This is a genomic window from Micromonospora sp. PTRAS2 (assembly GCF_054052245.1).
In genome coordinates, this window is sequence record NZ_JBSWBU010000018.1 from 1 (window position 1) to 13,630 (window position 13,630).

Genomic DNA, 13,630 nt, shown 5'->3' on the forward strand with positions numbered 1-13,630 from the left:
CATAGACCTCGACCGGGTCCGGGCCGAGTTCCCGGAAGAACCCCACCGTCTTCAATGCGTCGGCCTCACCTCATCCTGGATAACCGGCGGTGTAGGTGGCATCCACCAGCTCCTGGAGGCGGTGAATCACGTCGGCCTTGTGCTCGCTCTCAGGCAGCTCCTGCTTTCCTGCGGCCACCAGGCCCTGCCGCCAGTAGCTGACGATCTCCGCCTGCGCATCTGGCGGCAGTTCGTGAACCCAGACCGAGCCGAGGTTGTTGTCGACGACTTCTTGGAGCTGGTCCGCGACCGTCCTGTCGGAGAGCCTCGGGATGAGGAACTCCAGCGTCCAGTCGAACAGGCCGCCCGTCACCGTCCAGTCGACGCCGGGCTTCAGCACGATGAGGCCAGCCATCACTTCCCCACAATGAACACTCGCGGGCCCAAGCCCCGATCGGCTATGAACTGCTCGATCCTAGCGACCTGCTCCCCGGAGAATTGCGAGACGTCAACCGGCACGAGGTCGGCCTTGGTCAGGTGTCGCTCGATCTGATACTGCAGCTGAGGCCACTGCCGGTCGAAGTATTGGCCTGGGAAGTTGCCTACTGCGTCGTACGTGCGCCCGCTGCCATCGACCCAGTCAGCGGATGAGCCTTCGGGTGCACGGGTCAGAGTGACGTCCAGTTCGCGCTCCAGCCGGGCAGCCGTCTCGGCCTCACTGGGCCGGAACTTGCCCGTCGCCGGATCCATGCCGAGTTCGTGGATCCGCCGCTCTTCATCGAGACGCGGCGGCTCGGGGCTGTGAGGCGGCAGTGGCTGCGACGGGTCCCTTCGGCCTGCTCGACCGCCGCTGAGCAGCCGCCCCAGTGCCTCCCTCAGCTTCTCGATCAGCTCGCCGAGGCGGCGGATCTGCGGCATCAGCCGCCGCAGGCTGGCCAGCAGCCCGCGTAGCAGCCGGGCGATCCGCGCCGCCCACGACGCCACCGTGGCGGTGACCTGCTCCACGACCATCGGTGTGGCGAGGCCGGCGGTGGCGACGAGTTCTCCCGCGTACACGATGAGGCGGGAGACGCAGGTGGCGATGGCGTCGCGGACCAGGAGCCGGACGGCGGCGACGAGGCCGGCGGCGCCCTCGGTGATGGCGGCCAGGGTGTCGGCGGCCTGGGCGAGGCCGGTGATCGCCTGGTGCTGTCCGGCGGCCCAGGTGCGGTAGGCGGGGCCGGCGTCGCCGCCCCAGCCGGCGACCTCGGTGCGTACGGCGTGGGTCAGCTCGGCGGCGTCGTCGCGCAGCGACGCGGCGACGTTGCGCCAGGTCTGGGCGTGCGCGGTGATCTGCGCCGGGTCGCCGGCGAGCCAGTCCAGCGCCTCGCTGAGGGGCTTGACGTGTTCGATGAGCCAGGCGATGCCGTATTGGAGCAGGGCGCCGACCGGGTCGGAGACGAAGGCGAGGGCGTCGAGGCCGGCGCTGACCACGCCGAGGCTGCCGTCGATCCAGCTGCCGTCGCGTACGCCCTGCGCGATGAGCTCGATGTCCTCGCAGATCCAGATGCCGGCCCAGGCGCTGGGGGCGGCGTCCTGCGGGGCGGCGACGAGCGGGTTGCCGGTCACCGCGCGTCTCGTACGCGATGGAACCGTTGCTCGGCGCGGGCGTCGGCGGCGCGGTAGCCCTCGGCGCCGGAGCGCAGCCTGGTGGCGGTGTCGCGCACCGACCGGGCCGCGGCGTCGACGCCGCCGACCAGGGTCTGCTGGAGGGCGTCGAGCAGCACCGGCATGATCGCGCACAGCTGGCCGTACGCGTCGGCGTCCAGCCGGACGTGCTGCCCGGCCTGCCGGGCGGTGTCGAGGCTGCCGGCGCAGCGTTCCAGGTGGGCGGCATGGGCGGTCAGGTCGCCGGGGTCGACCCGGATGCCGTCACCGGCGGCCATCGGGCGGGCCCTGGCCGGGGTCGAGCCGCCGCCGGTGGCCGTCGATGATGGCCCGCACGGCCGGGTCGTCGTCGCCGAGGGTCTGCGTGGTCGCCTCGGTGAGCTGCCGCAGCAGGTCGGCGTGCGCGGCCCGAGTCGTGGCGACGATCTGCCGGGCGGTGTGTGCCGCCGGGTGCTGCCGGATCTGCTCGTCGAGCCGCAGGTCGACCAGCAGACCCGTGGCGTCGACGGTGACCTCGACCGCCCGGTCGGGGCTGTGGGCGGTGCCGGTCAGGGCCCGCACCCGCGCCGACAGCGCCCGCGCATTGGCGGCCCGGTCGGCCAACGACGACTCCCACTCGTCGAGCCGGCGGGTCGCCGCGTCCAGCGCGGCCTCGTCCGCCCACATGTCGACCCTCCCCAGGGGACACACCGGTGACCGTCCCGCACACCGTAGCAATCCGTCCGCACCGCCGCCGGCCGGTCACGCGCCACGGCGGCTAGGGGTGGGTGTCACGGTTCGGGGACCTGCCCGGTCGTACGGGTGACAGGGCGGCGCGCCGCGCCGCGTACGCGGAGGGAAGTGATCCGATCATGAAGATCGTCGTCATCGGCGGTACCGGGCTCATCGGCTCCCGGCTCGTGGCCGCGCTCGACCGGGAGGGCCACCAGGCCGTCGCCGCGTCCCCGAAGACGGGGGTGAACACCCTGACCGGCGAGGGGCTGGCCGGGGTGCTCGACGGCGCGGACGTCGTGGTCGACGTGTCGAACTCGCCCTCGTTCGAGGACGCGCCCGTGCTGGAGTTCTTCCGGACCTCGACCGGCAACCTCCTCGCCGCCGAGGCCGGGGCGGGCGTGCGGCACCACGTGGTGCTGTCGATCGTCGGCGTCGACCGGATCCCCGACAGCGGTTACATGCGGGCGAAGGTCGCCCAGGAGGAACTCGTCGTCGCCTCCGGCATCCCGTACTCGATCGTGCGCGCGACGCAGTTCTTCGAGTTCGTCCGCGCCATCGTCGACGCCGGTGGAGACGGCGACTTCGTGCTTCTCGCGCCGGTGTCCATCCAGCCCCTGGCGGCCGACGACGTGGTCGCGACCCTCCTGGAGATGACCCTTGGCGCGCCGGTGAACGGCGTCGTGGAGGTCGCCGGCCCCGAACGGTTCCGCCTCGACGAGCTGGGCCGTACCGTACTCGCCACGAGCGGCGAGGACCGCGAGGTGGTGACCGATCCGGGTGCGACGTACTTCGGCGCGGCGCTGGCGGATGGCTCGCTGGTGCCGCTCGGGGACGCCAGGACGGGCGCGGTGTCCCTCGCGGACTGGCGTACCTCGCAGGCGGCTAGATTGGCCCCGTGACGGTCGACGAGACGCACAACGCGGCGACGACGGCCGTCCCGTCCCCGGCGGGGCCCGGGGACGGGCTGGCCGAGTTCGTGGCGGTGCGGCCGCGCCTGTTCGGCATCGCCTACCGGATGCTGGGCAGTGTCGCCGAGGCCGAGGACGTCGTGCAGGACGCGTGGCTGCGCTGGCAGTCGGCCGAACGCGGGGCGGTGCGCAACTCGGCGGCGTTCCTCACCACGACCACGACCCGGCTGGCCATCAACGCCGCCACGTCGGCGCGCGCAGTCCGCGAGCGGTACGTGGGTCCGTGGCTGCCCGAGCCGGTGGACACCAGCGCGGACCCGGCGCTGGGCGCGGAGCGGGCCGAGGCGCTGGACTTGGCGGTCCTGTTGCTGCTGGAGCGGCTCACGCCGACCGAGCGGGCCGCGTACGTGCTGCGCGAGGCGTTCGACTACTCCCACCGGCAGGTCGGCGAGGTGCTCGACACCTCCGAGGTCAACGCCCGACAGCTGGTCAGCAGGGCGCGCCGGCACCTGGCGTCGCAGCGCCCCTCGCCCGTGTCGGCGGCGCGGCGGCGCGAGCTGGTCGAGGCGTTCCTCGTCGCCGCCCGGGAGGGCAACGTGGCCGCCCTGGAGCGGCTGCTCGCCGAGGACGTCCGGGCGTGGTCCGACGGCGGCGGCCGGGTCAACGCCGCGCGCAAGGAGCTGGCCGGCGTCGGGCGGGTGACCACGTTCCTGGACAACGTCCTGCGCAAGTACTGGCACACCGCCGGGTTCCGGTTCGTCGAGGTCAACGGCGGCGGTTCGCTGCTGGTGACGAACGCCGACGGCAGCCCGCAGTCCCTCGTCGCCCTGGACTGCTCCGACCGGGGGGTCGAGCGGGTGCTCATCGTGGTGAACCCGGACAAGCTGCGGCGGTTCGCCGGGGCCGGCTGAGGGCGAGAGCGCGCCTGGAGGCGGCGCTGGGAGGGGCTCCGCCGGGCCACCGCCTCAGTCGCCCGGCGGGGGCGCGGTGCTCTCGCGGACCACGAGGCGGGTGGAGACGAGGGTGGTGCCGGTCTCCGGCACGCCGGTGCGGACCTGGCGCAGCACCGCCTCGACGCAGCGGCGGCCGACCTCCGCGAAGTCCTGGTGGACGGTGGTCAGGGGCGGGATGAACGCTCCCGCGTCGGCGATGTCGTCGAAGCCCACGACGCTGATGTCGCGGGGCACCGACCGGCCCCGGTCGTGCAGCGCGCGCAGCACCCCGAGGGCCATCTGGTCGTTGGCGACGAAGACCGCCGTGCAGTCGGGGTCGCCGGCCAGGTCGAGGCCGGCGCGGTAGCCGGACTCCGCCGACCAGTCGCCGCGGCGCACCTGCGGCGTCGGGCGGCCGTGCTCCTGCAGCGTCGTACGCCAGGCCAGCGCGCGCCGCTGCGCGGCGAACGACTCCCGGGGCCCCGCGACGTGCCACACGGTGCGGTGCCCGAGGCCGAGCAGGTGGTGCACGGCCTGGCGGGCCCCGTCGGCCTGGTCGGTGTCGACGACGCGGTGGCGGTCGCCGGCGTCGGAGTCGACCACGACGACGTGCACGCCGGGTGGGACGGCGACGGTCGCCGCGTCCAGCAGGTGCACCTCCATGATGACGATGACCGCGTCGACGGCGAGTTCGCCGAGCCGGGTGAAGGCCCCGAGCAGGCGGTCCTGGGTGGGTGCCCCGACGGGGATGAGGGTGATCACGTAGCCGGCGTCGGCGGCGTGGGTGGCGATCGCCTCCAGGGTGCGGCTGTTGCCGGTGCTGGACAGGGTGAACAGGATGACGCCGATGGTGCGGAACTCGCCGTACTTGAGCGCGCGGGCGGCGCTGTTGGGACGGTAGCCGAGCTGCCGCATCGCGGCGAGGACCTGCTCGCGCGTGCTGTCGACGACGCCGGGGTGACCGGTGGAGACGCGGGAGACGGTCTGCGCGGAGACGCCGGCCAGCCGCGCCACGTCGGCCATGGAGACGCCCCGCCGCCGGCCGGCGCGGGGGCGGCCCGCGCTGGCGGGCTCCTGGGTCGCCCCGTCGGGGCCGGACCGACTCATCCCGCCTCGCTCCTCTCGCCCCGCCTGCGGCCGGCGCCTCGTGCCGGCTCCGCCGCGGTGCTCACGCGGCGCAGCCCAGTATGCCGGCCGTGCTTGACGGGCCACGGGCCGACTGGGAGCATCGCAACACTCGATGTTTGCGTAAACATCGAGGTAGCGCGCCCGCCGCAGGAACGCGGCGCGATCCACCGGCTCACCACCACCCGTCGGAGGAGATCGTCCACATGAGCAGACACCCGTCCCGCCGGGGGCTGGCCGCCGCGGTCACGGCGGCCGTCGTCACCCTCGGCGTCGCCGTCGCGCCCGGCGCCGGCCCCGCCTCCGCCGCGCCGGCAACCGGATCCGCCGCCGTGGCCGGGGGCGCGGCCGCGCCGGGGCCCGCCGCGCTCCCGGTGGTCACCGTCCGCCCCGACCCGTCCTACCAGGGGCAGGAGTTCCAGGGGTGGGGCACCAGCCTCGTCTGGTTCGCCAACGCCACCGGCGGCTACCCGGAGGAGATCCGGCAGCGCCTGGCCGACCTCGTCTTCGGCGAACAGGGCCTCAACCTCAACATCGCCCGCTACAACATCGGCGGCGGCAACGCCCCCGACGTCCCCGACTACCTGCGCCCCGGCGGCGCGGTGCCCGGCTGGTGGCGGGCCCCCGACGGCACCGCCCGGGCCGACACCGACTGGTGGGACCCGGACAACCCGCAGCACTGGAACCCGGACGCCGACCGCGCGCAGCGCTGGTGGGTCGACCGGATCAAGAACGACGTCACCCGGTGGGAGACCTTCAGCAACTCGCCGCCGTGGTTCCAGACCGTCAGCGGGTACGTCTCCGGCGGCTTCGACCCTACCGCCGACCAGATCCGCGCCGACCGGGTCGACGACTTCGCGACCTATCTCGTGCGGGTCACCCAGCGCCTGGAGGCCGTGCACGGCATCACCGTCGACACGATCGACCCGCTCAACGAGCCGAACACCACCTACTGGAGCACCCGGCTGGGTGCCGACGGCAACCCGGTCGGCGGTCGGCAGGAGGGCGCCCACGCCGGCCCCGGCCTCCAGCAGCAGGTCGTCCGGGCGGTCGCCGCCGAGCTGCGCGCCGCCGGCAGCGGGACCCGCGTGTCCGCCATGGACGAGACCAACCCCGGCACGTTCGCCACGAACTGGAACGCCTACCCCGACGACGTACGCGGCCTGGTCGACCAGCTCAACGTGCACACCTACGGCACGGGCCAGCGCACCACCGCCCGCGACATCGCCAAGGGCGAGGACAAGCCGTTGTGGATGAGCGAGGTGGAGGGCTCCTGGGGCGACGGGCACAGCCTCACCAGCATGGCCCCCGGCCTCGGGATGGCCCGGCACATGGTCGACGACCTGCGCGAGCTGGAACCGTCGGCGTGGGTGTTCTGGCAGCCGGTCGAGGACTACGACAACATGAAGCCCGGCGGCGAGTTCCCGCAGGGCTCCAACTGGGGCAGCATCCAGCTCCCGTTCGACTGCACCGCCGCCGACACCCTGCGGACCTGCCCGATCTACACGAACACCAAGTTCGACACCGTCCGCAACTTCACCCACCACATCCGCCCCGGCGACCGGCTCGTCGCCGTGAACGACACCTCCAGCGTCGCCGCCGTGGCCACCGGCGGGCGGGCCACCGTCGTGCACGTCAACGACGGCACCGCCGCCCGTACCGTCGCGTTGGACCTGTCGGCGTTCGGCGCCGTCGCCGCGAACGCGACGGTGACCCCCGTCGTCACCAGCGCGGACGGGGCGCTGCGGCGCGGCGCCCCCGTCGCCGTGCGCGGCCGCGCTGCCCGGGTGGACGTGCCCGCCCAGTCGGTGACGACGTTCCTGGTCACCGGCGTCTCCGGGGTCGCCCCCGGCGCGGCGTTGGTGCGCGACGGCCACGTCTACCGCCTCACCGGCGTGCAGAGCGGCCGCTCCCTCGCCCCGGCCGGCGGCACCGGCTCGGGCGCGGTCATCCGCACCACCGACCCGGCGAGCGCGGACCAGCTGTGGCGGCTCACCCGGCTCGCCGGGGGCACGGGCAACCGGGCCCGGTACGCCGTCGCCACCGCCGACGGCACCCGCCAGGTCGCCGTCGTCGACCAGGCCGTCACCCTCGTCCCCGCCGTCGCCGCGCCGGGCCCGCAGGCACAGTGGATCCTGTCCACCACGGGCGACGGCACGTACACCCTCGTCAACGTCGGCTCGCGCCGCCTGCTGGAGGTCGGCGGCCAGGCCACCGGCGACGGCGCGGCGGTCACCTCCTGGCTGGCCAACTCGGGGGCCAACCAGCGCTGGCGGGTGACCGACGAGACGGTCCTGCGGATCGCGCCCACCGACGCGTTCACGGTCCCCGGGGTCGCCCCGGCGCTGCCGGACACCGTCGTCCCGGTCCGCCGCGACGGCGCCCGGGGGACGCTGCCGGTCACCTGGAAGCTGCCCGCCACGTCGAGGTGGCAGCGGCCCGGCACCGTGCGGGTCACCGGCCGCGCCACCGACGCCCTCGGGCGCGCCCACGTCGCCCGGGCGACGGTCGTGGTCGACACCCTCGTGGCGACGCGGCCCACCCGGGCGAAGGCCGCCGTCGGCGGCGAGCCGACGCTGCCGGCCACGGTCACCGCGGTGGCCCGGCGGGGCGCGACGGTGCAGCGCCCGGTGCGCTGGCAGCCGCCGCCGGCCGGCGCGTTCGACGCCCCCGGCGTCGTCACCCTCGCCGGGCAGGCCGACGCCGGCGACGGGCGCACCCTCGCTGCGAGCGTGCGGGTGCAGGTGACCCAGCCGGTCGAGGAGCGGGCGGCCCCGGCGGGCGTCGCCGCCACCTTCACCGAGCCCGGCTACTCGCCGGACGGCCTGGCCAACGGCGTGCTGACGGACAAGGCGTGGTCGAACTGGCGGTCGGGGACGAAGAACCCCTCCGACACGCTCACCGTCACCCTGCCGGAGCGCCGGAGGCTCACCCGGGTCGTCGTCCACTTCTACCGCGACGGCTTCGACAGCTATCCGCAGAGCCTGCGGGCGCAGGTCCGCGACCCGCAGGGCGGCTGGGTCGACGCCGGCGCGCCGGTGGACGTCCCGACGGGCACGGCGAGCGCCCCCGCCGTCGACGTGCCGGTGACCGCCGCCACGGACGCGGTGCGGATCGTGCTCACGGCCCACCCGGACCGGCACATCACCGCCAGCGAGATCGAGGTCTTCGCCGCCGCGCCCGGCACGTCGTCGGACGCCTCCGCCGCCGGCATCGCCCTCGACGGGGTGCCGCTGGCCGGCTTCGATCCGGAGAAGCTGTCCTACACCGTGACCCGCCGGGGCGGGCTGCCGTGCGTCACCGCCGTGGCCGCCGACCCGTACGCCACCGTCGTCGTGCGCCAGCCGAGGGCCGGCAGCCGTACGGCGACCGTGTCGGTGACCAGCGAGGACGGCTCGCAGTCGCGCACCTACACGATCCGCCTGCGCCGCTGACGCCGGGGTGGGGTGGGGCGGTGAGGCGCACCATGTCGCCGTCCCGGCCGTTGCGACCGTGCCCGGCGATCCTCTACGGTCTGGTCAGCGGTTGGCGGTGCGGTCCGTTCCCAGCCCCCACACCGCTGCGCGGCCGTAGGATCGGGCCGGGGCCGGTGGGGTCCCGGGGCGAACCGCCGACGGCCGGCGGCGGTCACGTGTGACCCTCTCTCGTCCGGCGCCCGTCGACGCGCGCCGCGACTGCGGGAGCGTGCACGCCGGACCGCCCGGAGGTTTCCGTGTTCCTCAGCCCCCACGAGCAGGATCGCCTGCTCGTGCACGTCGCGGCGGACGTCGCCCGTCGCCGCCGCGAGCGCGGCCTGCGCCTCAACTATCCCGAAGCCGTCGCCATCATCACCGCGTTCCTGCTGGAGGGCGCGCGCGACGGGCGGTCGGTCGTGGACCTGATGTCGGCCGGTCGCGGCGTGCTCGGCCGCGACGACGTGCTCGACGGTGTCCCCGAGCTGCTGAAGGAGGTGCAGGTGGAGGCGACGTTCCCGGACGGCACCAAGTTGGTGACGGTGCACCACCCGATCCCGTGATCCCCGGGGAGGTGCTGCCCGGCGACGGCCCGGTCGAGATCAACGCCGGCCTGCCGGTGACCACCCTGCTGGTGGTCAACACCGCCGACCGGCCGGTGCAGGTCGGCTCGCACTACCACTTCGCCGAGGCCAACCCCGGCCTGCGCTTCGACCGCGCCGCCGCGTACGGCCAGCGGCTCGCCGTGCCCGCCGGCACGTCCGTGCGGTTCGAGCCGGGGGTCAGCCGCCAGGTGGAGCTGGTGCCGCTGGGCGGGGCCCGCATCGTCGCCGGCCTGCGCGGCGAGGTCGCCGGCCCGCTGGACGCGGGCCCGGGCGTCGTGGACCAGCCGGACGGGGGGTCGGACCGGTGAGCGAACTGGACCGGCGGCGCTACCTCGACCTGTACGGGCCCACCACGGGCGACCGGATCCGGCTCGCCGACACCGACCTGCTCATCGAGGTGGAGGTCGACCACTGCGTCGGCGGCGACGAGATGGTCTTCGGCGGCGGCAAGGTGATCCGGGAGTCGATGGGCCAGTCCCGGGCCACCCGCGCCGAGGGCGCCCTCGACACGGTGATCACCGGCGCGGTGGTGCTCGACCACTGGGGCGTGGTAAAGGCCGACGTCGGGCTGCGCGACGGCCGGATCGTCGCGCTCGGCCGGGCCGGCAACCCGGACACGATGCCGGGCGTCCACCCGGACCTGGTGATCGGCCCGGCGACCGAGGTGATCGCCGGCAACGGGCGCATCCTCACCGCCGGTGCCGTCGACACCCACGTGCACTTCATCTGCCCGCAGCTCGTGCACGAGGCGCTGACCAGCGGCATCACCACCCTCGTGGGCGGGGGCACCGGCCCCGCCGAGGGCACCCGCGCCACCACGGTCACCCCGAACGCCTGGCACCTGGCCCGGATGCACGAGGCGCTGGACGCGTTCCCGGTGAACGTGCTGCTGCTCGGCAAGGGCAACACCGTCTCCGAGGAGGCGCTGTGGGAGCAGCTGCGGGCCGGCGCGGGCGGCTTCAAGCTGCACGAGGACTGGGGGACCACCCCGGCGGCCATCGACGCCTGCCTGCGGGTGGCCGACGCCTCCGGCGTGCAGGTGTCCATCCACACCGACACCCTCAACGAGGCCGGGTTCGTCGCCGACACGCTGCGCGCGATCGCCGGCCGGGCGATCCACTCGTACCACACGGAGGGGGCGGGCGGCGGCCACGCGCCGGACATCATCACCGTCGCCAGCGAGCCGAACGTGCTGCCGTCGTCGACGAACCCGACCCGCCCGTACACCCGCAACACCCTCGCCGAGCATCTCGACATGCTGATGGTCTGCCACCACCTCAACCCGGCGGTGCCGGAGGACCTGGCGTTCGCCGAGAGCCGGATCCGCCCGTCGACGATGGCCGCCGAGGACCTGCTGCACGACCTCGGCGCGATCTCCATCATCGGCTCCGACTCGCAGGCGATGGGGCGCATCGGCGAGGTGATCACCCGCACCTGGCAGAGCGCCCACGTGATGAAGCGGCGGGTGGGGGCGCTGCCCGGCGACGGGCGCGCCGACAACCGCCGGGCCCGCCGCTACGTCGCGAAGTACACCATCTGCGCGGCGATGGCCAACGGCCTGGAACGCGAGATCGGGTCGGTGGAGCCGGGCAAGCTCGCCGACCTGGTGCTGTGGGACCCGGCCTTCTTCGGCGTACGCCCGCACCTGGTGCTCAAGGGCGGCATGATCGCGTACGCGCAGATGGGTGACGCGAACGCGTCGATCCCGACGCCGCAGCCGGTGCTGCCCCGGCCGATGTTCGGCGCGCACGGCGTGGTGCCGGCGGCGACCAGCCTCGCGTTCGTGGCCCCGGCGGCGCTGGAGGCCGGCCTCCGCCTCGACGTGCGCCGGCCGCTGGTCCCCGTCGCCGATGTGCGGTCGCGGGGCAAGGCCGACCTGCCCGAGAACGGGGCCATGCCGCGCATCGAGGTCGACCCGGACACCTTCACCGTCCGCATCGACGGCGAGGTGGTCGAGCCGGACCCGGTGACGGAGCTGCCGATGGCCCAGCTCTACCACCTGTTCTGACGACGATGACGAGCATGCTGCTCCTGCTCGCCGACGGGCGGTTCCCGGCCGGCGCGCACGCCCACTCCGCCGGGCTGGAGGCCGCCGTCGCCGCCGGGCTGGTCACCGACCTGGCGTCGCTGCGCGGCTTCCTGGTCGGCCGGCTGGCCACCGGCGGGCTGGTCGCCGCCGCGTTCGCGGTGGCGGCGCACCGGGCGGCGGCCGGTGACCCCGGCCCCGCGCTGGCCCGGCTCGACGCCGAGCTGGACGCCCGCACGGCCGCCCCGGCGCTGCGCGCGGTCTCCCGCCGGCAGGGCCGGGCCCTGCTGCGCGCCGGGCGGGCGCTGTGGCCGGGCGGGCCGTTCGCCGCCCTGCCCGCCGACCCGACCGGGCCGCACCAGCCGCTGGTGCTCGGGCTGGTCGGGGCGGCCGCCGGCCTCGACCCGGCCGAGCTGGCGACCGCCGCCGCGTACGGGTCGGTGACCGGCCCGGCGAGCGCGGCGGTGCGGCTGCTCGGCCTCGACCCGTACCGCGTGCACGGGCTGCTCGCCGCCCTGACGGCCGACGTCGACGCCACGGCGGCGCGGGCGGTGGCCGCCGCCGACGGGCCGCCGGAGTGGCTGCCGGCCGGCGCGGCCCCCCTCACCGACATCCATGCCGAAGTCCACACCACCTGGGAGGTGCGTCTCTTTGCGTCCTGAATCCGTTCCCCTGACCTCGTCGCACGACGAGGACGTCCCCCACACCCACCCCGAGCCCGGGGTCGACCCGCACGCCCCGCTGCCGGCGGCGGCCCGGCCGCTGCGCATCGGCATCGGCGGGCCGGTCGGCTCGGGCAAGACCGCCCTGGTGGCCGCGCTGTGCCGGGCGTTCGCCACCGAGCTGCGCCTCGGCGTGGTCACCAACGACATCTACACCACCGAGGACGCGGACTTCCTGCGCCGGGCCGGGGTGCTCGACCCGGCCCGGATCCGGGCGGTGGAGACGGGCTGCTGCCCGCACACGGCGATCCGCGACGACATCGGCGCGAACCTCGACGCGATCGACGAGCTGTGCGAGGCGGTCGGCCCGCTGGACCTGGTGCTCGTGGAGAGCGGCGGGGACAACCTGACGGCCACGTTCAGCCGGGGGCTGATCGACCGGCAGATCTTCGTGGTGGACGTGGCCGGCGGCGACAAGGTGCCGCGCAAGGGCGGGCCCGGGGTCACCGCCGCCGACCTCCTGGTGATCAACAAGACGGACCTGGCGCCGATGGTCGGCGCGGACCTCGACGTGATGGACCGCGACGCGCGGGCCCGGCGCGGCGACCTGCCGACGGTCTTCCTGTCCATCGTCGGCGACCCGGAGGCGACCCGGGTGGCCGGGTGGATCCGGCACGAGCTGGCCCACCACCGGGCCGCCGTGGCCGTCGCCTGATGCGCGCGCGGGCCCGGGTGGTGGCGCGGGCCGACGGTCGCGGCGGGACCCGCCTCACGGAGCTGCGCGGCGAGTCGCCGCTGCTGCTGCGGTCCACCGCCGCCGAGGGCGGGGTCGCCACGGTGTACGTGGTGGGCGGCGCGGCGGGCCCGCTCGGCGGCGACGACCTGCTGCTGGAGGTAGAGGTGGGCCCCGGGGCGGCGCTGCGCGTCGGCAGCGTGGCCGCCTCGGTGGCGCTGCCCGGCCGCCCCGGGGCGGCGGCGTCCCGGATGCGGGTGCACGCGGTGGTGCACGACGGGGGCACCCTGCACTGGGTGCCGGAGCAGCTCGTCGCGGCGGCCGGCTGCGACCACGTCGCCGAGTCGCGGGTCGAGCTGGCCGCCGGGGCCCGGCTGACCTGGCGCGACGAGCTGATCTGCGGCCGGTACGGCGAGTCGCCGGGCGACGCCGTCGTCCGCACGTCGGTCGACCACGGCGGTCGGCCGCTGCTGCGCCAGTCGACGGCGGTCGGCCCGTCCGCGCCCGGCTGGGCGGGGCCCGCCGTGCTCGGTGGGGCCCCGGCGACGGGCTCGCTGCTGCTGGTGGGCCCCGACGTCCCGCCCGGTCCCGCCGCGCAGCCGGGTCCCGGGGCGGCACCCGGCGTCGGGATGCCGCCCGGCGTCGGGGTGCGGTCCGGCGGCCTGCCCGTCCCCCGGGCGCGGCCGGCGACCGGCGACGGTGGCGCGGTGGCCTGGCTGGCGCTGGCCGGCGGCCCGGCGGCGCTGCTCACCGCCACCGCCGCCGACGCGCACACCCTGCGCGAGCGGCTCACCCTGGCCTGAGCGGCACGGCGTGGGATGTGGCCGGCCCGGGGCGGCGGCTGCGG

14 protein-coding genes are annotated in these 13,630 nt (G+C 75.4%); 9 read left to right on the top strand and 5 right to left on the bottom strand.

The genetic code is table 11. The features are described 5' to 3' along the window. Positions 1 to 70: 70 nt before the first annotated feature. From ACVMYR_RS30500 to ACVMYR_RS30515, 4 genes are read right to left on the bottom strand one after another with little or no spacing between them, the layout of a single operon-like run. Positions 71 to 394 (bottom strand): hypothetical protein, encoded by a 324-nt coding sequence (locus tag ACVMYR_RS30500; protein WP_457123432.1) that lies wholly within the window; start codon positions 392 to 394, stop codon positions 71 to 73. Then, the gene (locus ACVMYR_RS30505) at positions 394 to 1,587 is read right to left on the bottom strand and encodes a WXG100-like domain-containing protein (protein WP_457123433.1); all 1,194 of its coding nucleotides are present in this window, start codon (positions 1,585 to 1,587) and stop codon (positions 394 to 396) included. The genes ACVMYR_RS30500 and ACVMYR_RS30505 overlap by 1 nt, the downstream gene beginning before the upstream one ends. Next, positions 1,584 to 1,904, bottom strand: a complete 321-nt coding sequence (locus ACVMYR_RS30510) for a type VII secretion target (protein ID WP_077937557.1) — start codon at positions 1,902 to 1,904, stop codon at positions 1,584 to 1,586. Before ACVMYR_RS30510 ends, ACVMYR_RS30505 begins: the two co-directional genes overlap by 4 nt. Then, positions 1,891 to 2,292 (bottom strand): YbaB/EbfC family nucleoid-associated protein, encoded by a 402-nt coding sequence (locus tag ACVMYR_RS30515; protein ID WP_457123434.1) that lies wholly within the window; start codon positions 2,290 to 2,292, stop codon positions 1,891 to 1,893. The genes ACVMYR_RS30510 and ACVMYR_RS30515 overlap by 14 nt, the downstream gene beginning before the upstream one ends. 185 nt (positions 2,293 to 2,477) lie before the next feature. Between ACVMYR_RS30515 and ACVMYR_RS30520 the strand changes: the two genes are divergently transcribed. Beyond that, complete coding sequence (locus tag ACVMYR_RS30520) at positions 2,478 to 3,239, top strand: SDR family oxidoreductase (RefSeq protein ID WP_457123435.1); 762 nt, start codon at positions 2,478 to 2,480, stop codon at positions 3,237 to 3,239. Then, positions 3,236 to 4,159, top strand: coding sequence for an RNA polymerase sigma-70 factor (locus tag ACVMYR_RS30525; protein ID WP_457123436.1), 924 nt, complete (start codon positions 3,236 to 3,238; stop codon positions 4,157 to 4,159). The genes ACVMYR_RS30520 and ACVMYR_RS30525 overlap by 4 nt, the downstream gene beginning before the upstream one ends. A 54-nt stretch (positions 4,160 to 4,213) precedes the next feature. Here ACVMYR_RS30525 and ACVMYR_RS30530 read toward each other — a convergent pair whose 3' ends face one another. Continuing rightward, complete coding sequence (locus ACVMYR_RS30530) at positions 4,214 to 5,287, bottom strand: LacI family DNA-binding transcriptional regulator (RefSeq protein ID WP_457123437.1); 1,074 nt, start codon at positions 5,285 to 5,287, stop codon at positions 4,214 to 4,216. A gap of 224 nt (positions 5,288 to 5,511) precedes the next feature. Between ACVMYR_RS30530 and ACVMYR_RS30535 the strand changes: the two genes are divergently transcribed. The 7 genes from ACVMYR_RS30535 to ACVMYR_RS30565 all read left to right on the top strand — a co-directional run bounded on the left by ACVMYR_RS30535 (position 5,512) and on the right by ACVMYR_RS30565 (position 13,586). Continuing rightward, on the top strand, positions 5,512 to 8,739 hold the full coding sequence (locus ACVMYR_RS30535; RefSeq protein ID WP_457123438.1) for an Ig-like domain-containing protein: 3,228 nt from the start codon (positions 5,512 to 5,514) through the stop codon (positions 8,737 to 8,739). A 278-nt stretch (positions 8,740 to 9,017) separates the two neighbouring features. Next, positions 9,018 to 9,320 carry an urease subunit gamma gene (locus tag ACVMYR_RS30540; RefSeq protein WP_043963228.1) on the top strand — a complete coding sequence of 101 codons (303 nt, stop codon included), beginning with the start codon at positions 9,018 to 9,020 and terminating at the stop codon, positions 9,318 to 9,320. Then, positions 9,317 to 9,670, top strand: coding sequence for an urease subunit beta (locus ACVMYR_RS30545; RefSeq protein ID WP_457123439.1), 354 nt, complete (start codon positions 9,317 to 9,319; stop codon positions 9,668 to 9,670). The genes ACVMYR_RS30540 and ACVMYR_RS30545 overlap by 4 nt, the downstream gene beginning before the upstream one ends. Then, positions 9,667 to 11,370 (top strand): urease subunit alpha, encoded by a 1,704-nt coding sequence (locus tag ACVMYR_RS30550; protein WP_457123440.1) that lies wholly within the window; start codon positions 9,667 to 9,669, stop codon positions 11,368 to 11,370. The genes ACVMYR_RS30545 and ACVMYR_RS30550 overlap by 4 nt, the downstream gene beginning before the upstream one ends. A 5-nt stretch (positions 11,371 to 11,375) precedes the next feature. Further along, on the top strand, positions 11,376 to 12,050 hold the full coding sequence (locus ACVMYR_RS30555; protein WP_431894805.1) for an urease accessory protein UreF: 675 nt from the start codon (positions 11,376 to 11,378) through the stop codon (positions 12,048 to 12,050). Then, positions 12,040 to 12,765: an urease accessory protein UreG gene (ureG, locus tag ACVMYR_RS30560; protein WP_077937565.1), complete on the top strand. Its 726-nt coding sequence runs from the start codon at positions 12,040 to 12,042 to the stop codon at positions 12,763 to 12,765. The genes ACVMYR_RS30555 and ureG overlap by 11 nt, the downstream gene beginning before the upstream one ends. Continuing rightward, positions 12,765 to 13,586 carry an urease accessory protein UreD gene (locus ACVMYR_RS30565; protein ID WP_457123441.1) on the top strand — a complete coding sequence of 274 codons (822 nt, stop codon included), beginning with the start codon at positions 12,765 to 12,767 and terminating at the stop codon, positions 13,584 to 13,586. The genes ureG and ACVMYR_RS30565 overlap by 1 nt, the downstream gene beginning before the upstream one ends. The last annotated feature ends 44 nt before the right edge of the window (positions 13,587 to 13,630 follow it).

Bases quoted from the DNA above. Each gene is read 5' to 3' on its own strand.
- ACVMYR_RS30565 (WP_457123441.1), top strand. From the start codon at position 12,765: ATGCGCGCGCGGGCCCGGGTGGTGGCGCGGGCCGACGGTCGCGGCGGG.
- ACVMYR_RS30535 (WP_457123438.1), top strand. From the start codon at position 5,512: ATGAGCAGACACCCGTCCCGCCGGGGGCTGGCCGCCGCGGTCACGGCG.
- ACVMYR_RS30515 (WP_457123434.1), bottom strand. From the start codon at position 2,292: ATGTGGGCGGACGAGGCCGCGCTGGACGCGGCGACCCGCCGGCTCGAC.
- ACVMYR_RS30510 (WP_077937557.1), bottom strand. From the start codon at position 1,904: ATGGCCGCCGGTGACGGCATCCGGGTCGACCCCGGCGACCTGACCGCC.
- ACVMYR_RS30555 (WP_431894805.1), top strand. From the start codon at position 11,376: ATGACGAGCATGCTGCTCCTGCTCGCCGACGGGCGGTTCCCGGCCGGC.
- ACVMYR_RS30500 (WP_457123432.1), bottom strand. From the start codon at position 394: ATGGCTGGCCTCATCGTGCTGAAGCCCGGCGTCGACTGGACGGTGACG.
- ACVMYR_RS30530 (WP_457123437.1), bottom strand. From the start codon at position 5,287: ATGAGTCGGTCCGGCCCCGACGGGGCGACCCAGGAGCCCGCCAGCGCG.
- ACVMYR_RS30520 (WP_457123435.1), top strand. From the start codon at position 2,478: ATGAAGATCGTCGTCATCGGCGGTACCGGGCTCATCGGCTCCCGGCTC.